The sequence below is a fragment of the Pusillimonas sp. ANT_WB101 genome (genome assembly GCF_008369125.1).
Lineage (GTDB): Bacteria > Pseudomonadota > Gammaproteobacteria > Burkholderiales > Burkholderiaceae_B > Allopusillimonas.
In genome coordinates this window covers 1,749,008-1,774,540 of the sequence record NZ_VOAY01000001.1, presented here as the reverse complement: position 1 = coordinate 1,774,540, position 25,533 = coordinate 1,749,008, and the positions used below count along the sequence as shown (strand labels likewise).

At 53.9% G+C, this 25,533-nt stretch carries 26 protein-coding genes, 1 tRNA gene and 1 pseudogene; 13 read left to right on the top strand and 15 right to left on the bottom strand.

The window, feature by feature from the left end:
- Window positions 1-197 precede the first annotated feature (197 nt).
- Complete coding sequence (locus tag FQ179_RS08015) at window positions 198-1,175, top strand: DMT family transporter (RefSeq protein WP_370459843.1); 978 nt, start codon at window positions 198-200, stop codon at window positions 1,173-1,175.
- Here the strand turns inward: FQ179_RS08015 and FQ179_RS08010 are convergent.
- Window positions 1,172-1,363 (bottom strand): hypothetical protein, encoded by a 192-nt coding sequence (locus tag FQ179_RS08010; RefSeq protein ID WP_149396662.1) that lies wholly within the window; start codon window positions 1,361-1,363, stop codon window positions 1,172-1,174. The genes FQ179_RS08015 and FQ179_RS08010 overlap by 4 nt on opposite strands.
- A gap of 214 nt (window positions 1,364-1,577) precedes the next feature.
- On the opposite strand from FQ179_RS08010, the gene FQ179_RS08005 reads away from it, so the two are divergent.
- Complete coding sequence (locus FQ179_RS08005) at window positions 1,578-1,847, top strand: I78 family peptidase inhibitor (RefSeq protein ID WP_149396661.1); 270 nt, start codon at window positions 1,578-1,580, stop codon at window positions 1,845-1,847.
- Between the two features lie 398 nt (window positions 1,848-2,245).
- On the opposite strand, the gene FQ179_RS08000 is transcribed toward FQ179_RS08005, so the two are convergent.
- On the bottom strand, window positions 2,246-3,133 hold the full coding sequence (locus tag FQ179_RS08000) for a LysR family transcriptional regulator (RefSeq protein WP_149396660.1): 888 nt from the start codon (window positions 3,131-3,133) through the stop codon (window positions 2,246-2,248).
- A 136-nt stretch (window positions 3,134-3,269) separates the two neighbouring features.
- On the opposite strand from FQ179_RS08000, the gene FQ179_RS07995 reads away from it, so the two are divergent.
- The 3 genes from FQ179_RS07995 (at window position 3,270) to FQ179_RS07985 (ending at window position 6,041) form a co-directional block, all read left to right on the top strand.
- Window positions 3,270-4,625, top strand: coding sequence for an acyclic terpene utilization AtuA family protein (locus FQ179_RS07995; RefSeq protein ID WP_149396659.1), 1,356 nt, complete (start codon window positions 3,270-3,272; stop codon window positions 4,623-4,625).
- A gap of 3 nt (window positions 4,626-4,628) precedes the next feature.
- Window positions 4,629-4,982: a hypothetical protein gene (locus FQ179_RS07990; protein WP_149396658.1), complete on the top strand. Its 354-nt coding sequence runs from the start codon at window positions 4,629-4,631 to the stop codon at window positions 4,980-4,982.
- A gap of 87 nt (window positions 4,983-5,069) precedes the next feature.
- Window positions 5,070-6,041: a tripartite tricarboxylate transporter substrate binding protein gene (locus tag FQ179_RS07985; protein WP_149396657.1), complete on the top strand. Its 972-nt coding sequence runs from the start codon at window positions 5,070-5,072 to the stop codon at window positions 6,039-6,041.
- Window positions 6,042-6,808: 767 nt separating this feature from the next.
- On the opposite strand, the gene FQ179_RS07975 is transcribed toward FQ179_RS07985, so the two are convergent.
- A complete protein-coding gene (locus FQ179_RS07975; protein ID WP_149396655.1) occupies window positions 6,809-7,198 on the bottom strand; it encodes a hypothetical protein in 390 nt (129 codons plus the stop codon).
- Between the two features lie 399 nt (window positions 7,199-7,597).
- Here FQ179_RS07975 and FQ179_RS07970 point away from each other — a divergent pair, with 399 nt between their 5' ends.
- Window positions 7,598-7,984, top strand: a complete 387-nt coding sequence (locus tag FQ179_RS07970) for a BPTD_2524 family lipoprotein (RefSeq protein WP_149396654.1) — start codon at window positions 7,598-7,600, stop codon at window positions 7,982-7,984.
- 80 nt (window positions 7,985-8,064) lie between these two features.
- Here FQ179_RS07970 and FQ179_RS07965 read toward each other — a convergent pair whose 3' ends face one another.
- A complete protein-coding gene (locus tag FQ179_RS07965; RefSeq protein ID WP_149396653.1) occupies window positions 8,065-8,739 on the bottom strand; it encodes an SOS response-associated peptidase in 675 nt (224 codons plus the stop codon).
- Window positions 8,740-9,220: 481 nt separating this feature from the next.
- On the opposite strand from FQ179_RS07965, the gene FQ179_RS07960 reads away from it, so the two are divergent.
- Entirely contained in the window at window positions 9,221-9,415 is a 195-nt protein-coding gene (locus FQ179_RS07960) for a hypothetical protein (protein ID WP_149396652.1), read from the top strand.
- 49 nt (window positions 9,416-9,464) lie between these two features.
- Here FQ179_RS07960 and FQ179_RS07955 read toward each other — a convergent pair whose 3' ends face one another.
- Window positions 9,465-9,698, bottom strand: a complete 234-nt coding sequence (locus FQ179_RS07955; RefSeq protein WP_149396651.1) for a GNAT family N-acetyltransferase — start codon at window positions 9,696-9,698, stop codon at window positions 9,465-9,467.
- 38 nt (window positions 9,699-9,736) lie between these two features.
- On the opposite strand from FQ179_RS07955, the gene yghX reads away from it, so the two are divergent.
- Entirely contained in the window at window positions 9,737-10,624 is an 888-nt protein-coding gene (gene yghX, locus FQ179_RS07950; protein ID WP_149396650.1) for a YghX family hydrolase, read from the top strand.
- A gap of 216 nt (window positions 10,625-10,840) precedes the next feature.
- Here the strand turns inward: yghX and FQ179_RS07945 are convergent, their stop codons facing one another.
- The 4 genes and pseudogenes from FQ179_RS07945 to tnpA form a co-directional block, all read right to left on the bottom strand.
- A complete protein-coding gene (locus tag FQ179_RS07945; protein WP_149396649.1) occupies window positions 10,841-11,272 on the bottom strand; it encodes an Ivy family c-type lysozyme inhibitor in 432 nt (143 codons plus the stop codon).
- Window positions 11,273-11,391: 119 nt separating this feature from the next.
- Window positions 11,392-11,559: a hypothetical protein gene (locus tag FQ179_RS22260; protein ID WP_188074528.1), complete on the bottom strand. Its 168-nt coding sequence runs from the start codon at window positions 11,557-11,559 to the stop codon at window positions 11,392-11,394.
- Between the two features lie 123 nt (window positions 11,560-11,682).
- Entirely contained in the window at window positions 11,683-11,874 is a 192-nt protein-coding gene (locus tag FQ179_RS07940) for a hypothetical protein (RefSeq protein ID WP_149396648.1), read from the bottom strand.
- A 226-nt stretch (window positions 11,875-12,100) separates the two neighbouring features.
- A pseudogene (gene tnpA, locus FQ179_RS07935) lies at window positions 12,101-12,436 on the bottom strand (IS200/IS605 family transposase); the annotation flags it as partial.
- 141 nt (window positions 12,437-12,577) lie between these two features.
- Here tnpA and FQ179_RS07930 point away from each other — a divergent pair.
- Window positions 12,578-13,135 carry an RNA-guided endonuclease InsQ/TnpB family protein gene (locus FQ179_RS07930; protein WP_370459842.1) on the top strand — a complete coding sequence of 186 codons (558 nt, stop codon included), beginning with the start codon at window positions 12,578-12,580 and terminating at the stop codon, window positions 13,133-13,135.
- Window positions 13,136-13,323: 188 nt separating this feature from the next.
- On the opposite strand, the gene FQ179_RS07925 is transcribed toward FQ179_RS07930, so the two are convergent.
- Window positions 13,324-14,892 (bottom strand): TerC family protein, encoded by a 1,569-nt coding sequence (locus FQ179_RS07925; RefSeq protein ID WP_149396647.1) that lies wholly within the window; start codon window positions 14,890-14,892, stop codon window positions 13,324-13,326.
- A gap of 105 nt (window positions 14,893-14,997) precedes the next feature.
- On the bottom strand, window positions 14,998-15,330 hold the full coding sequence (locus FQ179_RS07920; RefSeq protein WP_149396646.1) for a hypothetical protein: 333 nt from the start codon (window positions 15,328-15,330) through the stop codon (window positions 14,998-15,000).
- Between the two features lie 197 nt (window positions 15,331-15,527).
- On the opposite strand from FQ179_RS07920, the gene FQ179_RS07915 reads away from it, so the two are divergent.
- Complete coding sequence (locus FQ179_RS07915) at window positions 15,528-16,127, top strand: TMEM175 family protein (protein WP_149396968.1); 600 nt, start codon at window positions 15,528-15,530, stop codon at window positions 16,125-16,127.
- A gap of 532 nt (window positions 16,128-16,659) precedes the next feature.
- Here the strand turns inward: FQ179_RS07915 and FQ179_RS07910 are convergent.
- Window positions 16,660-16,896 carry an AlpA family transcriptional regulator gene (locus tag FQ179_RS07910; RefSeq protein WP_149396645.1) on the bottom strand — a complete coding sequence of 79 codons (237 nt, stop codon included), beginning with the start codon at window positions 16,894-16,896 and terminating at the stop codon, window positions 16,660-16,662.
- A 38-nt stretch (window positions 16,897-16,934) separates the two neighbouring features.
- The gene (locus tag FQ179_RS07905; RefSeq protein ID WP_149396644.1) at window positions 16,935-17,201 is read right to left on the bottom strand and encodes a hypothetical protein; all 267 of its coding nucleotides are present in this window, start codon (window positions 17,199-17,201) and stop codon (window positions 16,935-16,937) included.
- Between the two features lie 489 nt (window positions 17,202-17,690).
- Between FQ179_RS07905 and FQ179_RS07900 the strand changes: the two genes are divergently transcribed.
- Complete coding sequence (locus FQ179_RS07900) at window positions 17,691-17,957, top strand: BrnT family toxin (RefSeq protein ID WP_149396643.1); 267 nt, start codon at window positions 17,691-17,693, stop codon at window positions 17,955-17,957.
- A complete protein-coding gene (locus FQ179_RS07895; protein WP_149396642.1) occupies window positions 17,944-18,219 on the top strand; it encodes a BrnA antitoxin family protein in 276 nt (91 codons plus the stop codon). The genes FQ179_RS07900 and FQ179_RS07895 overlap by 14 nt, the downstream gene beginning before the upstream one ends.
- A gap of 140 nt (window positions 18,220-18,359) precedes the next feature.
- On the opposite strand, the gene FQ179_RS07890 is transcribed toward FQ179_RS07895, so the two are convergent.
- The gene (locus tag FQ179_RS07890) at window positions 18,360-19,061 is read right to left on the bottom strand and encodes a hypothetical protein (protein WP_149396641.1); all 702 of its coding nucleotides are present in this window, start codon (window positions 19,059-19,061) and stop codon (window positions 18,360-18,362) included.
- A gap of 157 nt (window positions 19,062-19,218) precedes the next feature.
- Window positions 19,219-19,297, bottom strand: a tRNA-Ile gene (locus tag FQ179_RS07885).
- Window positions 19,298-19,480: 183 nt separating this feature from the next.
- Here FQ179_RS07885 and FQ179_RS07880 point away from each other — a divergent pair.
- Complete coding sequence (locus FQ179_RS07880) at window positions 19,481-25,531, top strand: alpha-2-macroglobulin (RefSeq protein WP_149396640.1); 6,051 nt, start codon at window positions 19,481-19,483, stop codon at window positions 25,529-25,531.
- Window positions 25,532-25,533: the final 2 nt, after the last annotated feature.

The following is a 25,533-nucleotide window of genomic DNA, read 5'->3' as shown; positions in this document are numbered from 1 at the left end:
CCTCTTGGTGCGGATATGCACAAGGAGAATGACGTCATTGACTGGGATGACGACGCCCATTGCGTCTTGTACCGGAGGGGCGCCCAAAGTGGGCGGATTTGTGCAGAGCGGCATTTTACCACTTGGCCTTTTTGGGACGGCAGCCTGTGCGCTGTGCTCAGCGGGTGTCATGCCTGATGGGCGTGATTGCGGCCCGCATGACCTGGTTCGGCGTAGAAACAGTCAGGCTATCTATGGGTAAGGCCTTCCGTTTGCCGCCCCTGCTGGTTTCATATGGGTATTTGGCACTGAGTATGTCGCTGGTGGGCACTTACATTGCCCTGACCAAGCCGCTCGCGGTTATCTTCCCGTTGTTTCTTTTGGCCTGGATGCGTTTTGGCGTAGGCGGCATCGCTATGTTGCGCTGGTTGCGCAGGCCTTCGTCCGAGCCTTTATTGTCTCGCACCACCCACGGGCTGATCTTTCTCGAGTCTTTTTTGGGTAACTTTCTTTTTACCGTCTGCATGATTGCTGGTGTTCGCCTGACTAGTGCAGTAACTGCGGGGGTCATTCTGTCGTTTATCCCGGCAGCCGTGGCGATAATGAGCAGGCTCTTTCTGAAGGAAGAGGTCAGCGCCAGAGTTTGGGGGGCTGTGGCCTGCGGGGTAATTGGCATCGGTCTGCTTTCAGTAGGGCCGTCAGAACACGTTGGCACCGGCCCAGTGCTGGCCGAGGGCGCAGGCTCGCAGGTCTGGGTTGGCTATTTATTGCTGCTGGTGGCGGTATTCTGTGAAGCTTCGTACGCGGTCATTGGCAAGAAGCTTACGGCCGTCATGAGTCCGCGCCGCATTAGTGCGGTGGTTAATTTGTGGAGTTTGGTGTTGACGACGCCAGTCGGCCTATACGCTGCCCTGCATTTTGATTTTTCTGTTGTTACGTCAGGCACTTGGGTGCTTGTTGTGTTTTACGGCCTGGCCGCCAGCGTATGGACGGTATGGCTGTGGATGACAGGTTTGCAGGGCGTGCCCGCATCGCGGGCGGGTGTCTTTATGGTGATGATGCCTCTGAGCGCAGCGCTGGTCGGCGTGGTGGTGCTGGGCGAAACGCTGGGCAATACGGAGTTTATGGCCTTTGGGCTGGCATTGGCCGGTCTGCTGCTGGCGACCTTGCCAATGCACCGGAAACCAGCAACTTAATCTTGCTCGTCAAGGTCTATTTCAGCGTCAGGAAACATCTCGCGCAGCGTGCGCGGCCTATCTTCGTGGGGCGAAAACGTGGTGATTTCGATCTGGCGGTCAGATCTGCTGGTATCGTGTTTCAGCAGGAAGAATGCGCTAATGCGTCGCTGGTGCAACTGACGGGCATAGCGGCTAAGTGGTTTCATTTTTGCAAAGCCTCCGTAAATAATGGTGTGTAATTCATTTTCTGTCTGAACACCCTAGCATAAAGCAGGATTAAATCACGTATGCCCGTGCTGCAGGCGGCAGCGCCAAGGTTGTGAACCCGTGATTTTGGTGGGCACGATCAGCGGCGAGCGTAAACCTGGGCACATAAGTTGCTTGAGGCATTGTCGCCATTTGGCACTCAAGGAGAATACGATGCGCTTTCTTTTACTATTACCTGTTGCTGCCATGTTGGCGGCTTGCCATACCGCGCCGGTCGCAGACCCTCAGGCCGAAGATGAATGTAGAGCGTCCCAGCATCAGGAGCTTGTCCGTTCGCGGGCTGCTGATATTAATCCGGCTGCGCTACCCGCTGGTACTCGAATTATCTACCCCGATACGGCAGTTACTCGCGACTATCGGAGAGATCGCATGAATGTTTATGTAAACGATCAGGGCGAGGTCACACGGGTTGACTGCGGGTAAGTAGCCAATTTTCGGCCGAGTTTGCGGGCTGCAATTTGAATAGCCCGACCCGCCATGGTGCCAATGAGGTCCCTTGCGAGCGCCATCAGCGCGCGCACAAGAAGGGGAAGGTGGTCCAATTAGCTTAAGCATCATACATGGCACCTATGCGTAACGGCCCAACGACGACCAAGAGATATCCCACAAATTGTGTCATACCGGAGAGAGCGGCAGCTTGGGCGGAGCTGCCCGCTCCCATACTGAAGAGTGCACTTCAGGAGCGCATATGAAGTAATGGCGTTTCGCTTCTCGCTATTATTTTTTATGCGAATTCGGTATGCAGGGGAGCAGCCGGGCAACCTGATTTCGATGATTTGGAGAATGTTTTATTGGCCTGGCCCCTTAGGGTGATGCTCCAATTAATGCTTGAATTGTTCTTCGAGAAAAGAAATAAAGGCTCGTACGCGTGGAGCCAGAGCGCGACCATGAGGATACAGTAAATACATTACATCATCTGTCACTGCTTCGTAGTCTGGCAGCAGGCGCAGCAGTCGACCTGCAGCCACATCCGCTCCAATATGGAATTCGGCTAACCGCACAATCCCGAGCCCTTCAAGAGCCAGTGTGCGTAGCAGCTCGCCCTGGTCAGCACCCAGCGCCCCATCGATATTGATGGTCTCTTCTACACCGTTTTTGGAGAAGGTCCATGTATTCCAGTGATGCCGCACCGTGAAATTGAGGCAACGATGCGATGGCAGATCTTGCGGCAGAAGGGGCACTCCGTGTGCCGCCACGTAATCAGGTGAAGCAGCGACGATCCAGCGTCTTATATAGAGTTGTTTGCCAACCAGCGACAGTTCAGTCGGACTCCCGCTGTGTATCGCTACATCAATGTCTTTCTTGATAAAGTTGCCACGTTCAGTTCCGATCACGAACTCGATATGCAGGGCGGGATGCTGTGCCAGTAATGCTGGCAACATCGGTGCTAGCTGGTACTTGGCTACCGTAAGGCTGGTATGCACCCGTAAAAGACCTGACACGCGTGAAGCTTCAGGGTTGACAGCATGCTCGGCGGAGGCCATTGCCTCGGTTACAGCCTGTGCGTGGCCGAGAAATATCTGACCTTCATGCGTCAAGCGGATGGCACCACCGATGCGGTCAAACAGCCGCACTGCGAGCCGGGCTTCCAATCGAGCCATGATCTTGCTGATTGCCGATGGGGATCGGAGCAGCTTGCGTGCAGCAGCGGAAAAGTTGCCTTCTTCCACCACGCACAGAAAAACCTCGAGTTCGGCGTATTTATCCATATTTGATTCGCCTATGAATTCTTCTCACACCGTCTGTTCCTCCAGAGTGCTGGTTATAGCACGGTCACGTCGCTAGACTGTTTTCTCCGATTCAAGAACGTATCGAGTTCGGCACGTAGAACAAGGAGAGCAGTCAATGAGTAAAACGATCCGAGTGGGATCTGGTGCTGCATGGTGGGGAGATCGGGTTGAGCCAGCAAAGCTTAATGCCGAACAGGGTCAGTTAGATTATTTATGCTTCGAGACCATGGCCGAGGCGACCGTCTCGGCGGCTCAAGTGCGCAGTCGCCGAGACCCTACTTTTCCCGGCTATGACACATATCTGGATGAAAGAATGCGAGCAGTGCTGCCAGCCTGCATGAAAAACGGTACCCGTATTATTTCTAACCAAGGATGGATTAATCCCGAAGGCGCGGCGCGCCGAATTGTGGCGTTGCTGGAGGAATTCGGTCTTCGGGGTGTGAAGGTGGCTGCAATTACAGGCAGTCTCATCACTGATCGTGTGCTATCACTGACTGATCGTATTCTGGAAAACGATGAGCCCACACATACACTGGAATCTTCGCTGATTTCTGCGGAAGTCTATCTGGGCGCAGAGCCCATTGTTCAAGCATTGCGGGAGGGCGCTCAGATTGTGGTGACGGGCCGTGTGGCTGACCCATCCATTTTCATGGCCCCCATGATGTATGAGTTCGACTGGGATCCGCTGGACCACGTGCGTGTTGGGGCTGGCAACGGAATTGGCCATTTGCTGGAATGTGGCGCGCAGGTCACTGGCGGATACTTTTCCGACCCTGGTTTCAAGGACGTTCCGGAGCCCTGGAATTTTGGCTTTCCGATTGCTGAGGTTCAGGAAGATGGCAGCGCTATTTTCACCAAAGTGGCTGGCACCGGCGGTATGGTAAGCGTACAGACCGTGAAGGAGCAAATGCTTTACGAGGTGCATGACCCAGCTAATTATCTGACGCCCGATGTGGTCGTGGATTTCACACAGGCACGCATTGAGCAGGTAGGACCGGATCGTGTGCGCGTAAGCGGGTTGACCGGTAAACCGCGCCCACCCACGCTCAAAGTGTCTATCGGTTGTACCGAAGGTTTTATTGGCGAAGACATGTTCTTCTATGCAGGGCCAGGGGCGTTGCGCCGCGCTGAGTTAGCCAAACGTATTTTGCAGGAACGATTCAAAATCGTGCACTTGCAGGCTGAAGATGTCCGCATAGATTTTCTGGGCGTAAATGCTATCCATGGTGAGGCAACGCCCGATAACGTGCCCGAGCCCTATGAAATTGCCGTACGTGTTGCCGCTCGTACCCAGTCAAAAGAAGAGGCGACAAAGGTGGGGCGGGAAGTCGATGGCATGGCTGTTTCAGGGGTCGCCCACACTGGCAAGCGGGTCCCTCACCAGGACCGCACACGTGAAATTATAGGTGTGTGGTCTTCACTTGTTCCCCGCGAGCAGGTTCCTGCGTCCATCACCTACTTCGAGAGTTGAGTCATGCATGTCTTACTACAACATGTTGCCCATACACGCTCGGGCGATAAAGGCAACACATCGAATATCTCTGTATTTGCCTATGAGCCCGAATTTTATGAACTACTTAAGCAGCAGTTGACTGCGGAACGTTTCAAGGAGCACTACCGCGGCGCCATCAAGGGTACTGTCACACGCTACGAAGTTGATGGTTTGCACGCGATGAACTTTGTCGCACAGGGCGCGCTTGGTGGCGGGGTCTCGCGCAGCTTGTGCCTCGACAATTACGGTAAGGCATTGTCGGCCGCTATTTTGGGATTTGAAGTGGAAGTTCCCGATGCATTGCACAGCAAATTGCGAGGCCAACACCTGCTTTGATTCGTACGTTAGTTTCTTTTTTTGTTGCACAGCTTGATTACAAGGCCGTAGTGCAGCAAAGCATAAAAAATATAATTAGGAGACACCATGTTCAAGACTAAAACACTCGCGGCATTCAGCCTTGGTATTCTGGTAGTGGCACCCACTGCGGGTTTTGCTGCCTACCCTGATCATCAAGTGAGCATTGTTGTTCCTTATCCGCCGGGAGGTACTACAGATTTGCTTGCCCGGTTGGTGGCCATGAAACTGACCGATAAGCTTGGCCAGACGTTTATCGTTGAGAATAAGCCTGGAGCGGGAGGCCAGATTGGTAGCGCCGCTGTTGCGCGCTCAAAACCAGATGGCTACACATTGCTAATGGGGACTATCAATACCCACGGTATTAATGAGGCGATGTACAAGAATTTGTCTTATAGAACCGTGGAGGATTTCTCACCGGTCATTGTCGTGGCCGAAACCCCCAATGTCATGATTGCCAACAAGAATGCTCCCTTCAAAACATTTAAAGAATTTCTTGATTATGCAAAGAAGCACCCAGGTTCCGTGAGCTTTGGCTCCACCAGCCTGGGCGGTAGTCCTCACATGGCAGGAGAGTTGTTGAAAGCCACGACCGGCATAGATATGGTTCACGTTCCTTATCAGGGCGGCGGTCCCATGCTTAATGATGTGATTGGTGGCCAGATCCCTGTTGGTTTTGATAATCTTCCTTCCTCTGCAGGTCATATCAATGCAGGTAGCCTGCGGGCGCTGGCGGTCACCAGCAAAGAGCGCTGGCCATCGTTTCCAGAAGTCCCCACCATGGCTGAGTCGGGCGTCCCGGGTTACGAACTGTCTGCGTGGTTCGGATTGTTGGCACCTGCCGGCACGCCCGATGATATTGTCAAAAAGCTCAACGTTACAATCGCTGCCGCACTCAAGGATCCAGAGGTTAACAACAAGCTCGCTGCGATGGGAGCTCAGCCGGTCGACAATACGCCGAAGCAATTTGCCGCAAGAATAAAAGCTGAGGTTGCGCGCTGGATCGATGTTGTTGGTAAAAATGAGATCACGCAACGATAAAGGTGGCTGTTTGCCTTCGTACGCCTTGTGCGAAGGCAATACTGTTTGTAGTGGCGAACTTATTACTTCCAGGAAAGGAGTGCGCCCGTGACGCAGCACAGCGCCAAGAAAGCTATAACTGCGTTTGCAGCATGCGAATACTCTCATTGTGTCCTCAGTGTTGTCCGGTTTTCGGAAGTAAGCTGCCAGAAGCTCGCGAAAGCCGCAAGCTCTGAGCGTCTCGTGGTGCTTGTCCGCTTTTTTTTAGCTTGCACCACGCTGGCGATACCTCCGTTGAGGGGCTTCATGCGTATTTTTAGCTGGTAAGAAGTTAAAGTGTTTGCTATAACAGTGGCTATAACTTATTGACGAGATTGAATAAAATGCCTATTAAAATGTATGTGCGGTGTGGCATGGCACTTTTTCTTATCGCGCTTGTTTCGGGCTGTTCTTCGGGGCGTTCCAGCGCATCGCGTGGTGGCGGCGACCAGGTTGCGGTTTCCAGCAGCGAGTGCAGGTGGAACCGCAGCAAGTGTCTTTATGAAGGGTCGTATGAGCCAGGGGAGCGGGAGTATGCTGAGAAAGAGGCCAGGCGCCTGAATCAGGCGGTATCAAGAAGCCTGAGTCGTCGCTCCATTTGGTAACAGGGTGCAGTTAGGCTTGTGGCAGGTATGACGCGCTGCAACTCGTAGCGCCAAGTGTGTGAGCGTCAATTATTTGACCGAAGTGTCTGTTGCCAGAGAGTCGCTCACGCTACCCCAAGAAAACCTTGTATGCGAGAGTGAGTATTAACGGCGTCGGCTTTTGCGAGGAGGCGCAGCGCGAGGGTTGCCGACATGACTCGCCATCCAGTGCTCGGTTTTCGCGTCTTTGTGCGTTGCCCAATCTGCTCCGATTTCTACAATTAAGAACCCACGTAAGTTTCCAAGCCCGATTTTTGCATCGACGGCCAGCGCTGCCTTCTGGATCTCTGCGGCCACGAGCCCGGTCTCAACAACGATGCCGATTCCTCTGGAATCAACCCAGATCGCGAATGCTTTTTTATCTACTTCGTTTTGAATGTTTTTGTGAATCTGCTGCACTAAAGCAAGGTTGTCTTGCGACGCCGCAATAAGAACCATATAGCGCCTGGTGTCATCAGTCGTTTCGGTATCGTCGCCGAAAGGGTTCTCAGCCATGGCCAATCCTTTTTCAAAAGTATTAAGAGGTCAAAGGCGTGATTTTAACGGGGAAGGTGAGCGCTTGGTGCGACAGCAATAAATGGACCAACGACTTCAGCAAAATGGGCTCATAGCAATGAAGCAGGCATAGAACGAATTTTCTTCTTATCGCACCATTGTCAAAGATTCGCCCATGCTATCCAGGACTGGCGGTTTTGTTATCTTCTGACGATCTGTCATTGAATTGTCCCTAGGGTTATTCACAGGTTCTGGGGATAAGTTTAGGATGGGGTTCTCGCCGAAAAAACGCTTTTTTATATTCAACGACCAACGCCACTGCACCGTAAGTAGATTTATTCGTTTTGGTAAATCATCATAGTAGTATTCGCTTACATTAAATAAAAAGAGACAGACGCTATGCGAGTATTTGCCTCGGTCGGCATTCTGGTTTTGATGGTTGGGTGTTCTGGCATGGAAGCGAAGAAAGGCCCCAGCGTCGACAACTTTATCGCGCCAATGACCTTTGACGAAGCCTATCGGCGGCTGCAGGCGTATAGCCGTCAATGTCTTTCAGAATTCGAAACGAATGGCGGGCTGCTTATGCACAGCTATTCAGGTGTACTGCACGTGTTGGACCCAAAGCGTCGCGACACGGGAGAAGCATCGTTGCAAGCGTATGTTTCGGGCCGCTATGAGAAGAACTCTGACGTTGTCATCTCAGTGGATGGGGTGGGCGTGTTCGACCAAAAGCAGCTCCAGGCGGTAAGGCGTTCTGTCGAGTCTGGCACCCCATCTTGCAGGTAGCCCGCCAGGGAGTATTTCGAGAGTGCTGCTGGTTTTGTGCTGAAACGCCAACACGACCGTTTAGCGGGCCATCTGAATGATCACAGTAACGGCTCGCTGGTATCTGCCATTTGGTACCGAGAATTTCCCATCTTCCGTGTAACCTCCCACCACTGAAAAGCCGATTCTGGCCTTGCTGTGGACAACAGCTGCACGGCTTGATCAACAGGTAGCTCAGGATCCAGCCAGGTAATCGCGTCTTCCACACCCAAGCAGATGGGCCGACGGTCGTGAATGTCTACCATGCCACCTGCAGCGTCGTCGGTAACAATGGCAAAGCCGTTTTCTGCGAGCATTTCCTGACCTGGCTGCCATGCAGTGATACCCGCCATAAGAATAGGATGGCCGTCCTTTGAGGTGATGAACCAGGGTTGCTTGTCACCTTTGTCACCCGTCCACTCATACCAGCCGTCAACGGGCAGAATAATGCGCCTGGATAGCAGCGGCTTCCAGAAGCGTGAGCCTTTGAGCACGGTGTCTAGCCGGGCGTTACTTGCGGGCCCCCGCGTATAACCTGGCCATGAGGGTTTATATCCCCAAAACAGGGTATCCGCCTGTTCGGCACCGTCGCCCAGTCGGTGCAGCACCAGTGGCCTGGTGCCGGGCGGTATGTTAGGGCTGCCTTGGTAGCCACCCCACGAATGCTCGAGCGGGTTCCAGCGCGTATAGTCGAAATACTGCGCTGGATCGTTAGTTTGCTTTACTCGTCCGCACACGGGCTACTCCCACAGAAAATACCAACCCTGATAGTAGCGTTAGGCTCCGAATTCTTCAAAGCCCGTAATCATCATGGCGTATTTGCAGATGAGGTCATGTATATCAGACGTTCCAAGGCCGGAAGTGCGGGGGCCAATAATGCACGGCTTCTTGGTGCGAGACTGGCTCGGTTTTTTGAGTCAGAACACGATTCCATGTTTGGCCCGGGCCGGGCCTATTTTATTGGGGTTTAGACTTGCCCATGGATTTCGCCACGAGGAGGTGCCATGGTTACCGGCCCTAAAAGGCCTTTGTGCGAGATCGACCAGGTTACGTCCTCTGTTGCCGAGTCATAAGTAAGGTCTGCGGTGCCACTGTCTACTGTTTTACCGGAGGTTTCTGCTGTTTCATTTTGTCGGTCATCTGCAGGACGGATTGATGGATGAGCATGTATGATTCTTGGAAGCGGGTGTCTTAACGGATCGACCAAGGGAGACAGCAATGGCAGATCAGAATTGGGGTTACGAATTCGATATGAAAGAACTCGAGCCGGGGCAATTTCAGGCGTCTTATTGGTTAATTAGTCCTACGGGTGAGCTGACCGAGCCCGTGTTGATGCCGGTAAGTGCGTCGCGTGAGGATGCACTGGATGAGGCTCAGGCGGCAGGAAAGACAGCGGCGGCCAGCAAGAGCTAACCATCTGTCGATGTGCCAAAAATAGAACTATGATTTCGCTCAGCGGATGTTAGCGCAACAGCTGTAAACCTCGCTTTTCAAACCAGTGGTGTGCGTAAGGGTTTTTATTGTAGGCGGCAATTTTGACATAGCCGTTACGAGTATAAAGCTTTTGAACTTCAGCAAGTGTGCGGTGCGTGTCCATCTGCAGCACATCTACGCCTACGGCAGAAGCATGTTTTTCGAGCGATTCCAACTGGCGCTGGGCAACGCCCAGGCCACGCATAGACGGGGCTACCCACATACGCTTGATTTCACCATAGCCCTACCAAAGGAGATGTCATGCCTAGATTGACAGCGAAAGACTTTGCCCCCGAACTGCTTCAGCTTTACGACTTTTACGCACACGGAAAGATTACCAAACGGCAGTTTCTGCAACAGTCTGCCAAATTTGCGGTAAGTGGCCTGACGGCATCGGCGCTTCTCGCGTCGATTAGCCCAGATTACGCCTTGGCACAGCAAGTTTCATTCACTGATCCGGACATCATCGCCCAATATATTAACTACCCATCTCCTCAGGGGCATGGCAATGTGCGTGCCTATCTGGTCAAGCCGAGCAAGGCTGCGGGCAAGTTGGCCGCTGTTGTGGTGGTTCACGAAAACAGGGGCCTGAATCCTTATATCGAGGACGTAGCGCGTCGGCTGGCAAAAGAAGGCTTTATCGTGCTTGCGCCAGATGGCTTGAGCTCGCTGGGCGGCTACCCGGGTAATGACGACAAGGGGCGTGAGCTTCAGCAACAGGTTGATCCGCAAAAGCTGATGAACGATTTTTTTGCAGCCATCGAGTTTATGACGGCATTTGATGGCACCAGCGGAAAAGCAGGCATCACAGGCTTTTGCTATGGAGGCGGCGTCGTCAATGCTGCATCTGTCGCCTACCCTGAATTGGCTGCTGCCGTCCCGTTTTATGGTTTGCAGGCGAGCCCCTCAGATGTACCAAAGATTCGCGCGCCATTGCTGTTTCACTTCGCAGAGCACGACGATCGTGTCAATGCGACCTGGCCGGCTTATGAAGCAGCCTTGAAGAAGGACGGTAAAACCTACGAGGCGTATGTCTACCCTGGCACGAATCACGGTTTTCATAATGACTCTACGCCACGATACGACAAGGACGCCGCTGAACTTGCATGGCGCAGGACGGTGGAGTGGTTCAAGCGCTATCTTGCATGACGCTTTAGTAACGCTTCTGTATATAACCTGGGTTCAATGAATTGGTTGGTCGGCAAGGTGTATGTCGTGCGACAGCAGAAAGCAGACGAACCGCCGAGGTAGAGGCGGTTCGTAGTCGAGGTGGGCGCATGGGGCGCGCTTTCAGATTGTAGCGTCGTCGGCCAAAGATTCGTCCACGCTATTCAGGGCTGGCTGTTTCATTGGCCTCGCTCGATCTTAATATAAGTGCTTGCCAATGGCGCCGGCCCGAACGGTGTTGGTATCGCCTAGCCATGTAATGGCGCTCTCTGTCAGCGTTAGGTCTTTGAATTGGCTCCGAATGAATGCGCCCGATACGAATTTATTGTTTTCGCGATCGTACAGCAACACATACACTTCAGTGGGGCAGTCATTCGGTTTGCATCCCCTATAAACGTCGTAGACTTTGCCGCCAACGGCCTCAATTTCAGGGGTTGTCGTAACGCCAAAGCTCTCGACCCATGGGGCGTCGGGCGTGATCGGTTTCATGATACGTTGAAATTCGGCAGCTAGCGCATTGTCAGCCCCTGCAGCTTCCGTAATGTTTTTGCCGTCGATCTCAGCGGCTGTCGCCGGTGCTGTCAGCAACGTAGAGAGAGCGAGAATGGAAATTTGAAATGCCTTGTTCATCTGCGCTCCTAAAATATTTAATCTAATAGCTTAAAACAGCGCTAACTCGGCAGCAAGTGCACTGGGCTGTAATGTTCTGCTGACGAATCTGGAGGCTGGCATGCAAAGCGGGCAGGGGGTTACTGATCGTCGCGGGACTCTTTGCTCTTTCCTTTGTCGTCCGGGTTTTTCAACGGCGACTCTATTCCCAACTCTGCATGGGCGTCCTCTTCGCGTTTGGCCTTGGGTGGCCCCTTGATGTCGATAGGTGTACTGGTTTGGCCTGGTGTAAGTTTGGCGTGTGTCATTGCGTCTTCCTTCTTGTAAAGTGCGCGCAAGCAAAATTAGCAGCTTGCGTTCCCGTACCGGCAATAGAAGCCCGTCGAAGTGGGCTGGGTGGCTTTGCCTCTCGCTTTTTCGATGATAACGGGTCAAAGCGTTAGCGCGTTGTAATCCATCTCTGGAGGGATTGGCTGACCTTGGCCGGGATCGCCTGGGTCGGCAGGTACTGTGCCCGGTAGATCGGGATTCTCGGGGTTTGGCAAAGGTTGCCCGGGTTTAGGCGGCACTTCGGTACCAGGCGCTCGTTCAGGGTTGGGCCTATGGACGGTCGGATGTAGCATGGAGGACTCCTTCGCGATGTTTCGCTTTATAGACTGAGAATGCCATCAAATTTGCATAGCATGAGCTAAGCAAGTTATATGCCTAAAGACGAAAGAAAAGCTATCCACAAGCATACGGCCAACTGTGTCTTTCGAGCGTACCAGAGCTGCTGACCCGGTGCGCGGCAAGCCTCGGCCTTTAGGCCGGGCAAGGATAGCGCGGACGTCGCAGGCGTCCTTTGGGCGGTCAGTGTGGCGTCTGCTGCTGTTCGATGTACTGGCGGATGATCTCGATGGGGGCACCCCCACAGCTTCCCGCAAAGTAGGACGGTGACCACAGGGCACCCCCCCACAGTTTCTTTCGGATGCTCGGGTAGCTCTTCTTACGAATCATCCGGCTGGACACACCCTTGAGGCTGTTCACGAGATTGGAGACGGCCACTTTGGGTGGGTAGTTCACCAACAGGTGAACGTGGTCGTCCTCGCCGTCGAACTCCACCAGTTCGGCCTCGAAGTCGGCGCAGACGCTGGAAAATAGGTCACGCAGATCGTCGAGTATTTCCTTTGTGAACACCTCACGCCGCGAGAAGAAGTTGGGCTATGCCGGGTTGTGCAAGGAACTCACTGCGTGGCGCAATGGGTTTGAAACGCCGTGGCTCAAGGATGCGCCAGTGCATCCGCTACAGCAGACGCTCAAACGGCGCTGCGTAAAGCGCAGCAGGCCATGAGCCGCAAGACCAAGTTCAGCAACAACTGGAAGAAGGCTAAAGCCCGCGTCCAGCGCATCCATTCCCGCATCGGCAACACCCGCCGCGACTACCTGCATAAAGCCACGAGCACGATCAGCCAAAACCACGCGATGGTGTGTATCGAGGACTTGCAGGTACGGAACATGTCCAAGTCGGCGGCAGGCAGTACCGAAAAGCCGGGAACAAACGTCCGGGCCAAATCCGGCCTGAACAAGGCCATTCTGGATCAGGGCTGGTTTGAGTTTCGCCGCCAACTGGACTACAAGCTGGCATGGAACGGCGGTTATCTCATTGCCGTACCGCCACAGAACACCAGCCGCACCTGTCCGGCTTGTGGGCATGTGTCCAAGGATAACCGGCAAACACAAGCACAGTTTGCGTGTGGGGAATGCGGTTTGGAGGAAAATGCTGATCTGGTCGGCGCGATCAATATTCTAAGGGCGGGACACGCCCGGTTTGCCTGTGAAGTGAGCGATGCAGTAAGGTCGCCAGCAGCAGGAACCCGCCGAGGTGAGTCAGTCCCTGCGGACTGAACACGGTAGGAACCCCCTCACTTAAGGGAGGGGGGGATGTCAAGTAAGCAATGAAACGCCACATGCTCACAGTTACGCACGAGATGCTGCAGATTATTGCCATCCTTATATAAGGCGACGACGCGAACAGGCAGTTGGATGGGGATTGGGATCAACGTGTATTAGCCCTTCAAACCACTTAATCGCTTTTATGCATGATCAAGCGGGATGACCCGCCCATCATCGACACGCGTCACAGCCAGTGTGGCAATACGGCGGTTAGTAATCTCCATTACCTCAAAACGCAGGCCGCCAAGCTCTATCGTGGCGCCCTTCTCAGGTAGCGAGCCGAACCGTTCCAGGAGCAGCCCGGCGACAGATGAATATCCATCTCCCTCAACCAGCAAGGCATCTGTTTGCAATACCTGGGCGAGATAATGCAGATCGGTCGCACCGTCGACCTGCCAGCGGCCCGGGGCGATTAATTGAATGGTTGGTTGTTCATCCTCATCTGGAAACTCGCCGGCAATCGCTTCCAGAACATCGATGGGAGTAAGCAGCCCTTGAATGGTGCCATACTCGTCGGTGACCAGCACGAGTTGCCCGCGAGATTTTTTGAGTGTTTCAATGGCATTTAATACGCCCGTCAACTCATGAACGATAATGGGCTCTCGCAGGCTTGGCAGCTTGCTCAAGTCAGTGCCGTCGGTCAGATCGGCCATCAGGTCTTTGGCTCGGGCGACACCCAATATATTATCGAGCTGGCCGCGACACACGGGGAAAAAGCCATGAGGCGTTTCGCGCAAATGCTGAAGTATTCGTGTCGGCTCATCGTCCAGGTTGATCCAGGAGATATCTGCACGTGGCGTCATAATAGAGCGAATCGAGCGTTCACCCAATGTTAATACGCCGCTCACCATGCTGCGTTCTTCGGCTCCAAACGCAGAGTCCTCCATCTCGGCATCGGCCTCTGATGTGGAATCTGTCGCCTCGGAGCGCTTTTTGCTGCCGAGCATGCGCAATACCGCCTCTGCCGTACGATCCCGCAAAGGCAAGCGCGCCTCGTTCTTCAGTAGGCTGCGTCGTGCAAGCTGATTGAAAAGCTCAATCACAATGGAAAATCCGATCGCTGCATACAGATAACCCTTGGGGATCTTGAAGCCCAATCCTTCCGCTGTCAGACTAAGCCCAATCATTAACAAGAAGCTTAGGCACAACACCACGACAGTGGGGTGCGCAATTACAAAGCGCGTGAGGGGCTTGGACGCCCACATCATCATACCCATGGAGATCAGCACAGCAGCCATCATGACGGGGAGTTCATCGACCATCCCGACGGCCGTAATGACTGCATCCAGGGAAAATACGGCATCGAGAACCACAATTTGTGTGACCACCACCGCAAAGCCTGCATACACTTTGGAATTACTCTGCGCGTGCGTCGTGCCCTCCAAACGCTCATGCAACTCGGTGGTGGCCTTGACCAAGAGGAAAATGCCGCCCAGAAGAAGAATCAGATCTCTTCCTGAGAACGCTAAGGTTCCCACGGAAAACAAGGGGGTGGTCAGGGTCACGAGCCACGACACAATCGTTAGCAATCCCAGCCGCATGAGGAGTGCCAGCGATAAGCCAATCAATCTTGCTTTATCGCGTTGATGCGGCGGCAGTTTGTCGGCCAGAATCGCGATAAAAATTAAGTTGTCGATGCCGAGTACGATTTCGAGTACGACAAGAGTCAGCAGACCCACCCAGATATTGGGGTCTAAAAGCCATTCCATATATAAGCCTAATAAAAATAAGTAAAGCCACAATACCGTGTCGGCAAAGGAGGACGGACGAGCACAAGCATGTGGAGGCACAACATTTGATACGTGGTTAATCGATCAAATACGCGGCGGCTTTATTACAGGAAGATAGACTAATGGGAACGCGAGGGGGCGGTAATCTGGCCAGCGCTCAGCCGATAGGGTGCTATGCGCGTATAGCGTTGCACTACTCACTGAGTCGCTGATGTCAGCATGCACCACTTGTTGAGGGTTCGACTCATCGGACAATGACGTTGAGCGCAGCAAGACTGCATCGGTGGTCGTTGATGCGACATTGATGGCTTCGACAAGAGAAATGGGGTGCGGGCCTGTGCGCAAGTCTTCTAAAGACTCAGCCAGGACTTGGATGGGGAGGAGAATTAGTAAAAAAATGACGATAAATCGTCGCATACTCGCAAATGCAAATTAATAATGCATTGAGTATAGCGCGAGACGTTTTTTTGTTAGACGGGACGCTCCGTGGCGGAGAGAATACTGGCTGACGCTGTTTCCGCACGTTGGGCAATCCAGATGTGGAATGCGATTTGATACATCACACTCACTGCGTTCGGTGTCAAGAACGGTAAGTAACCTTGAGAGAGTCAAATATGGGCAAGACGCGGTTAGAGGCGTTCAGTGACGGTGTGATGGCCATCATCATTACCATCATGGTCCTGGAACTGAAAGTGCCGCACGGTACAACGCTAGCCTCGCTGAGCCCGGTGCTGCCGCACTTGCTCAGTTACGTGCTCAGCTTTGTTTATGTGGGCATCTACTGGAACAATCATCACCACCTCTTCCAGGCGGCGGACCGTGTATCGGGTAGTGTGCTTTGGGCAAACTTGAACTTACTGTTCTGGCTTTCTTTGCTGCCATTCGCCACTGGCTGGATAGGTGAGAACCATCTTGATGCGCTCCCGTCTGCAGCTTACGGCTTTATTCTGCTGATGGCCGCGCTTTCTTTTTATGTGCTGCAGCGGCGTATTATCATGGTTGATGGGCAGCCGCCACTGCTTGCGCATGCCCTGAGTTCAAACTGGAAGGGCAAGGCCTCTCCGTTGTTGTACCTTGCCGGCATAGCTGCTGCCTTTTGGACACACTGGGTAGCGCAGCTCATTTATGTAGGGGTCGCGATCATGTCGCTGCCTGATCTCCTTACTGATTACTGCCAGGACGATGATATTGATTCCCTCATCGTCATCGCTTAAAATTTAGCTAAGGAAGGCGTAAACGCCAACTGAAGAGGCATCCGACGCGGGCTCGTCCCCTGCACCACCGGATGCCTATTTTCCTTTCCAGACCGGTTTCTCCGTGTGTTTAAAGCCATAGGCGATGTACTCAAATCGCTTGTATTTGTGCTGGGCGAGGTTCTCGCCTGCGGTTATCCGGGCTTATGGGGCTTGCGCAACGTCGTGTAGTAGATGACCCTTACGCCACTCATTTGCGTAGCGTAGTCGCGCCAAGATCGTTCTTGCGCTACAGCTCGACCGCCTATCTCACCCGATAAGTAGCGTTCAATGACGCCTTGTTTGAATTGCTCGTTGTAGTTACTTATGAAAACACCCCAAAGATTGGAACAGGTGTCAATCTTTTTTGGGGGCAGTTCATACTAGGGTGGGCTGTTCATGCTCCGCCCATCTTATGGCAATATTTCCCCCACCACAAAAACAAAACGGGTTCCCGTTTTACCGGAAACCCGCATAAATACTGGTGGCGCCCGGGCACCGTATGAATCAATAACTACGCTAGTTTGCGCGCATCGTTGCGTAATTTTTGCGTAGTGCGGCCATCAATTGGTTGGCGTTGCATTTCGATCCATTCGGCTATTTCTTCCTCGTCTAGCATCACTCGACCCGAAATACGAAAGGGGCGTGGAAAGTCGGGGCGCTTCATCAGGCGACCCCTGACATGCTCGGGATGTAAGCCGCCCAGCATCTGAGCGGCGACCTTTAGATCGATTAAATTTCTTTTGGGCATAATTAACTCCAGATCACAATACTTGCCTATCAAGGTGTTCACTTCTTCTGGAAGGATGGTCGATCTGATAAGCACCGGTGAACATCGGGCTTGGCGGCCGCACCCATAAGCGATACACCGCCTGCACCGATTGCTTCCATCTTCTCGGTCAACTCGGCAATGTGCTCGTCGCGCTGCAGCAGAAAGTCGACCAGCTGTTCAGGCGGGAACTGTTCGTAGTAGTGGCGAGTGCGCGGGTCAAATGTTTCGACCGTAGTGTCGATTGCCAAAGATTCGCTCACGCCGTCTGGGACTGTCGGGTTCATTACGTTCTCGTGGTTTGTCATTGAGTTGCCCTTAGGGTTACTCCTCAAGTTGACAAAACATCTGGAACTCCCTCGAAAGATAGGAATATTCGTTGATCCCTTGATGTTTTATCGAAATCGTACAGCCAGAAAATGTTTTCTATTTCATGCGTGATGTGCTCATTCCAGAGCCTGATCAATAACTCATGTATGGGATTTGGAAAATATAATATTCTGAACTTTGTCGATGAAAGCACCATCGACCGCACGGACGTCGATCATGTGCTGGCGATCCAGCCTTCGAAACGGGTTCTGGTATCTGCCGCAAGCATGGGGGGCGCAAGTGCAAGCTGACTATGCCCAATGGATGGCAGACAGAAGGCCCAGGACGCAAGTGGGCGGTTTAGCCCAAGCTTAAATTTTTGGCATCATTGAGCAAAAGAGCGCTCGTTCTGGCGGTGCACGCGGCATTTAGTTTCTTGTTTTTCTTTATTTGCGTAGCTACAATAAATGGATATCGCCTTTGATTACGCTAAAGATGCGGTGAACCAAGTGAAGCACGGAGTGTCGTTAGCTCTTGCTTCGAAGTTTGAGTGGGACGAAGCTGTAACGTGGCAGGATGTGCGTCAACCCTATGGTGAACTGCGGATGGTGGCGATTGGCTACATTGGCCAACGTCTCTATGTGGTGGTTTATGTCGACAGGGACTGGACTAGGCGCATTATTAGCCTACGCAAGGCAAATAGTCGGGAGATAAATTTCTATGCCAAAGCTTAAACCGGGAACCTTATTCCCCAGTAAAGAAGAGGACGATGCAATCAATCGCGGCATCGCGTCTGACCCGGACACGTATGAGCTGGGAGAGGATGAAATGAAGCATTTGAAACGGGTAGGTCGACCAAAGATGGACAACCCAAAAGTGCTGGTAAGCGTGCGCTACGACGCCGATGTCATAGATGCGTTCAAAGCTGGCGGTGAGGGCTGGCAAACACGCATGAACAGTGCGTTACGTGATTGGCTGCGGTTGCATCGAGTTTAAGGGCGAAAGGTTCGGGAAGAGACTGGGCAAAAGAAAAGCCCCGCAGAAGGCGCGGGGCTAGTTTTCCAAAGCCGTCAGCTTGCGTTGGTTGGTAATCTGACAGAGATGGCTAAAAAAGTTGCCAAAGGCGACTGTGATAATTAGGCTGAGATCGTGCGCCGTCCTTTTTTATGGATGAGTCTTGGCTTAGGTAGGTCAGTAGGCGCTCCTAACTGCGGGAGCCTATCAAGGTAAGGCAAGGCTTCTGGGTGGCGTTCTTGAAAAAAGAGCAGCGCCACGGCGGCTTCTTGCCGCTTAGAGACCGGCACACCACCTAGATATCCCAGCGCCCCTGCAATGCGCTCTGCTTGGCCAGCCTGAAATACTGTTTGTCTCGGTGGAGTGGGTTGCGGCTTAGTAACGTCTGGCCAGGGATCGTGGTCCACATACCCCCACTCTCTTTTTTTGGCTTGACTCCTGACTGCTCGCAAAGAACTGATCTCGCGAAGGCATGATGAGGGCTTGACAGCCTGCAGGCGCCGGTCGCGCCAATTAGCTAAGTCGACTGGGGCTATGTCCTGCATCACCATTTTCGAGATGGGATCGCGCTGGACGGCCTTCAGACGCAGAATCTCTTTCGCACTGCCGTCTTTTAACGGGCTTATGTCTCTGATATACCTATCAATCACATCAGACAGTGTCCAGCGGATCACCTTGCCAGCGCGCATGGCCGTGATTTCATTTTCGCGCCTGGTCGCCCAGTCTTGGGCTTCTCTCTTCGTAGGAAAGGTTGCGCTTTCGCGGATGCTGTTTTTGAATACCTCCGCGCGCCACCCAGTGCCGCTCTTCCTAAACGACGCCATTTTGCGTAATCCCTTGCGTGAAAATTGCGTAATGAATTATAAAAAATAGCTGAAATGAGTGGAAGATGGTTTGATGTTGGGTGCCTGCAGGCACCGCACTTACACTATAAGAATTTGCGTATGTTTGCGTAAGTGGGTGCGTGCGGCAGATGTGAGGTGGTGCCCCCCCCGTGAGTCGAACACGGCACCAACAGATTATGAGTCTGCTGCTCTAACCAAGCATGAGCTAGAGGGGCGTATCGAAAGAATGTCTGCTGTAACTTGGCAAAACTCTGTCGATAAGCCCGCAATTATTACACAACCCGCCGCTTTTTGCCTAGCGGGCCGACAAGTCGCCAAACATAAGCCGCTTCAGGCTGACTGTGTTATTCAACAATGGTATCGTTGCGCCAAATAACTATTGGTGACCGGAGTTTGTAATGCGTCTTGCCGTCGGGGCTTTGCTATCGTGTGTTTTGTATTTGCCTTCTGCATGGGGGGCACAAATTGTTCAGTTTTCCCCCCAGGGCACGGTTGCCAATATTGAGCGGGTCAGCCTCACTTTTGATAAAGATGTCATCGCATTCGGTGACAATCAGGTGGCGCCGCCGGTAAGCCTGACGTGCGATGACGCTGAAGCAGATGGCCACAGCCGCTGGACAGACTCTCGTCGTTGGTATTTTGCTTTTTCCAATACCCTAGGCCCAGGTGTACGGTGTACGGCACAGCTTAATCCAGCTTTTAACGCACTAAATAATGAAGCCGTTACCGGCAACACCAGCTTTAGTTTTCAGACAGGCGGGCCGTATGTGACCAGTACACGGCCGTATGGCAACCAGGTGGATGAAGATCAGGTGTTTGTGTTGCGTTTCAACGGAGAGGTTGATCCGCAAACGCTGGTGGCCAATTCGCGCTGTCTGGTCGAGGGTTTGGGCGAGGCCGTGCCCGTTCGGCTTATTACCGGCCAGGCGCGCACCGACATACTCGAAGCAACTTATTATTCTCGCGCTACTGCCGTTGATACGCCTGCCATGCAACTGCTGCAATGCAAGCGCACGCTGCCCGCCGAAGCCGACGTGCAGTTGCAGGTCGGGCCAGGCGTTGCAACCCCGTCGCGCGGCCAGCAGGCAGGTGTGCCGACTCTGGATGCGCAGACCTTCGACTACACCGTCCGTGAGGCTTTCAAGGCAAGCATGACGTGCATGCGAGAAAACTCCGGCCAGCCTTGCAATCCCGTAACTTCCATCGACGTCAGGTTTTCGGCACCGATTACCCGCGCCGATGCCAGCAAGATCCGCCTTAAAGTAGGCGATGCTGAGCGTTCACCGACGCTCAATAGCGATGATGATGACAATAACGAAGACCAAGGGCGAGTGTTGTCACGGGTTACTTTTGCAGGCCCTCTGCCAGAGAGCGAGGCACTGGTGCTTAATCTGCCTGAAGGCCTCACCGATGACGCAGGCCGCCCGCTCACAAACGCCGATCAGTTTCCCTTGGCTTTTCGCACGGCCGAGTTTCCACCCTTGGTTAAGTTTGCCGCCTCGCCATTCGGAATTATTGAGCGCTTTGCCAACGTAGCTCCAGGGGGCGATGAAGCGAGTGACCCGGCCAGCATGGCGGTTACGCTGCGCAATGTTGAGGCTGAGCTGCTGACACGTGAATTGCGACAGTCGGCAGGCAAAGTGTCTGACTACACGGTAAAAGACGACAAAGAAGTGCTGCTGTGGTTATCGCGCTTGAACAGGCTGGATGAAAACCATTGGTCTGCTTCCCAGTACAAAGCCATTATGGCTGGGCGCAAACCCAAGTCTGACGATGGCGATCGTATTGACTCCCGCCAGGTTTCGGCACTGAGCGGGCGCGAGGGTGTGCGTACGCTGCAGCTTCCTGGGGCTGGTCAACAGGGCCCAAGGCCCTTCGAGGTAGTAGGTGTGCCGCTGGTAGAGCCTGGTTTCCATGTTCTTGAAATTGAATCCGCAAGGCTGGGGAAATCGCTGATTGAGTCCGGAAAACCCATGTATGTGCGAACGTCGGCGCTGCTGACCAATCTTGGGGTGCATATCAAGACGGGGCGTGATGACACACTTGTTTGGGTAACCACACTGGATGATGGCAAGGTTGTGCCCCAGGCATCGGTTGCAGTGCTTGATTGCAATGGCAAGGAGCTGGCACGCGGTGAAACAGACGTAAACGGTATATGGCACCATAATCAGCCCTTGAGTGACGACAATAACTATTGCTCAGACACGGGGCTTAGCGGTCTTTACGTGTCGGCGCGCATTGATGCCAGTCATGCTCAGGCGCGTGGCCGTGCTGATTTTTCGTTCGCACTCACTAACTGGAATGACGGGATCGAGTCGTGGCGTTTCAATGTGCCGACCGACACTCGCGTCACCCCAACAAGGGTTGTACACACGGTGTTCGATCGTACGCTGCTGCGTGCCGGTGAAACCGTATCCATGAAGCATTTTGTGCGCGACCAGACCCGCAATGGTTTGAGCGTGCCGCACGACGCGCTTCCCACCATGCTGATTATTGAGCATCAGGGTTCTGATCAGCGCTATGAAATTCCGGTTAAGTGGGTTGAAACACCAACTGGGGGGCTTTCTGCCACCAATCAATTTGCAATCCCCGAAACGGCCCGGCTAGGCGTGTATTCGGTCACGCTAAAGGGCAAGAGGGATGACTATTGGTATGAGCCGGGCGAGTTCAGGGTTGAGGAATTCAAACTGCCTTTACTGACCGGACATGTGAAGCTGACAGGGTCTTCGGGTGAGGTGCCCCTTGTGGCGCCAGCCAACCTGACGGCAGACATACAGGTTGCCTATGTAGCGGGAGGCTCGGCCGGCAAACTGCCCGTGACGCTTTCGGGAGTCGTGCGAGAACGCCATGTCAGCTTCAGTGAGTATGACGAATTTTCATTTGACGTGCCGGATGAGTCTGCGACAGACGAACGCGCCGAAGAGGATGAGGGTAATGAGAACGACGAGGGCGATCAACAGAATCGCGCTGGTGCGCCAAAGCTGTTTCTTGATAAGCAAAAAGTGGTGCTGGACGGACAGGGCGGCGCACGGCTGCAGATTGACGCGTTGCCAACCATTACTCGACCACAAGAGTTTTTGACTGAAGCCAGTTTTTTTGACCCGAACGGTGAGCTTCAGACGCTGTCTCAGACGACGCCGGTATGGCCAGCTGCGGTGCAGGCAGGTATTAAAACCGAAAGTTGGCAACAAGCCGGTAAACCAGCAAAGGTTGAGGTGCTGGCGCTTACGCTGACGGGCAAGCCACAGGCGGGGGTCGATATGTCGGTCAGTGCTGTGGCCCGCAAAACCTACTCGGTGCGCAAGCGCCTGGTGGGCGGTTTCTACAGTTATGACAATCACACCGAAACGACTGATTTAGGCGTGCAGTGTGACGGCAAGACCGATGACAAGGGTAAGCTGGCTTGCGAAATAAACCTGACTGAGCCTGGTTCAATCCAGCTTGTGGCGACGGCCAAAGACGATCAGGGGCGCGCTTCGCGTGCAGCACGAACGATATGGATTACCGGTGCAGGCGACCTGTGGTTTGGGGGCAGCAATGATGACCGTATCGATGTGATTCCGGCTCGCAAAGACTGGAAGCCGGGTGAAACGGCAGAGTTCCAGGTGCGTATGCCATATCGACACGCCACGGCCCTGGTGGCGGTCGAACGTGAAGGCGTACTGAAGACGCAGATCGTTGAGCTGAAAGGTTCAGATCCTACGATTCGCATTCCTATAGAGGCAGAGTGGGGCCCCAATGTGTATGTTTCTGTGCTGGCTCTGCGAGGTCGGGTGCGCGAGGTGCCTTGGCAGTCTTTCTTTAGCTGGGGTTGGCGCAACCCCGGGGTCTGGTATGACGCGTTTAAAACCAAGGGAGACACTTACTCCGCACCCACGGCGCTGATCGATCTGGCCAAGCCTTCATTCAGGTTTGGTCTGGCCGAAATACGCGTGTCTGATGACCTTGACAAGCTTGACGTAAAAGTAAGTGCCAACCACGAAACTTACCAGGTGCGGGACAAAGCGCAGGTCACCATACAGGTGACTACGCCCGATGGTAAGCCTGCGTCTCACGGTACTGTGGCGTTTGCGGCGGTTGATCAGGCGCTGCTTGAATTGGCCCCCAATACCAGTTGGAACTTGCTCGACGCCTTGCGCCAGTTGCACAGTTATGGGGTAGAAACATCGACCGCCCAAATGCAGGTTGTGGGACGTCGCCATTATGGACGCAAGGCGTTGCCGGCCGGCGGTGGGGGCGGAATGAGCCCTACGCGCGAGTTGCTCGATACGCTGCTTGTTTGGAAGCCCTCGGTCGAACTTGATGCTGACGGCAAGGCCACGATTGAGGTGCCATTGAACGATGCCATCACGCGTTTCCAGTTGGTGGCTATTGCCGACTTTGGTGCAGAGCGTTTTGGTACGGGTTCGACACAAATCGTCAGCACTCAAGACCTGCAGATTATTCCCGGTTTGCCCGCAGTCGCACGCGAAGGTGATCGCTATCAGGCTATGTTGACCTTGCGCAATGCCACCCAGCATGACATGCAGGTGAGCGTGGGGGCCTCCTATAAAGGTAATGGGGTTGCGCCTGGCTCGTTGCCGGCCCAAGAGATGGTGTTGGCGGCGGGTTCTGCAGGTGTAGCTGTGTGGGATATCCAAGCACCGGAAAGCAATCTGTTTATTGACGCCACATCGCTGGCCTGGACATTCGAAGCACATGAAACGCGGGGTGACAAGCCCGCTGCTGATCGTCTCGCGTTTACGCAGAAGCTGCTTCCTGCCGTACCTGTTCGTACGCGACAGTCCACGTTGTTGTCTGTGGATGCGGCCAAGCCTGCGGTCAGGCTGGAGGTTTCGCCGCCAGCAGGCGCTTTGGTAAATGCTGATGGGGTGCCACGTGGTGGCCTGCAAGTGCATCTGCAATCCACGCTCGCGGGTGGCCTGCCTGGGGTCAAGGAGTGGTTTCAGGCTTACCCCTACACTTGCCTGGAGCAGGTGAGTTCACGCGCAATCGGGCTGATGGACACGACCACGTGGGCTGGCATTATGCGACGGTTGCCGGATTACATGGATGCAGATGGGTTGGTTTCCTATTTTCCGGGGGCACGCTACGGCAATGAAGTGCTAACTGCCTACCTGTTAGTGATTAGCCACGAGGCGCAGGCACTGGGCATGCCATTCGAGATCCCGTCTGCACAGCGTAACCGCATGCTTGACGGTTTGCAGGCCTTTGCACAAGGCAAGCTAAAGCGCGAGCGCTGGTCGCCTACACGTGACCTGTATATGCGCAAGCTAACGGCTCTTGAGGCGTTGTCTCGCTATGACCGGTTTACGCCACGCATGCTGGATAGCATCGCCATTACGCCTGATCGCTGGCAAACCTCGGCCATTATTGACTGGCTAAGCTTGTTGCAGCGTGTGCAGAGCATTCCTCAGCGGCCACAGCGTATCGAACAGGTGGGGCATGTGCTGCGTGCACGCCTGGCAGCCAGTGGCACCACGCTCACGTTTGCACAAGATAGCCTGAATGATTCCTGGTGGATGATGCAGGGCGGCGACGCTAACCTTGCGCGACTGATGATTGTGGCACTCGATGCCAACCAATGGGATGACGACATGCCTCGTCTGGCGCAGGGCCTGCTTGGCTTGCAGCGTCGTGGCGCATGGCGCACAACCACGGCCAATCTTCTGGGTACGCTGGCCATTGAAAAGTTTGCGCGCAAGTTCGAGCGTGAGCCGGTGTCGGGAACGGTGCGAGTTGGTCTGGCATCGGGGTCGCTGCGCACCTTTGATTGGGATACAGCCACGGCCAACCAGGGCGTACGCACATTTGATATGTTGCAGCCCTGGAGCAAAGCCAAATCAGACGCGCTCGCCATTATTCCTAATGGCGGGGGCAGCGCCTGGGCGACGGTACGCTCGCTTGCGGCCGTGCCGACGCTTAAACCTTTGGTATCCGGCTATGAGCTAACGCGCAGCATCAAGCCTGTTACACGTGCAGTACCTGATGTATGGTCGCGTGGTGACGTGTATCGGGTGACATTAAAAATACGTGCCGAGGCTCCTATGACTTGGGTGGTGCTCAGTGATCCTATTCCAGCCGGAGCGATCGTGCTTGGCAGCGGGCTGGGGCGTGACTCATCCATTTCAACTATGGGTGAAAAAGGCAGCACGGGCTGGTTTGGCCCCAGCTTTATCGAGCGCAGCTTTGAGGCCTACCGTGCTTATTATGAGTATTTGCCCAAGGGTACAACTACGATCGACTACACGGTGCGGCTAAATACGGCGGGCAGTTTCAATTTACCGTCTACGCGCATTGAGGCGTTGTATCAACCCGACGTTTTTGGCGAGTTTCCGAACAAGGAAAACATGGTGGTAAAGCCTGCCGCAGAAGATGGGCAAGCTGCGAACCAGCCGAAAAATGAGGACGGCAAGGTCAAACGTGCAGCCGAGGCAGGTGGAACCTAATT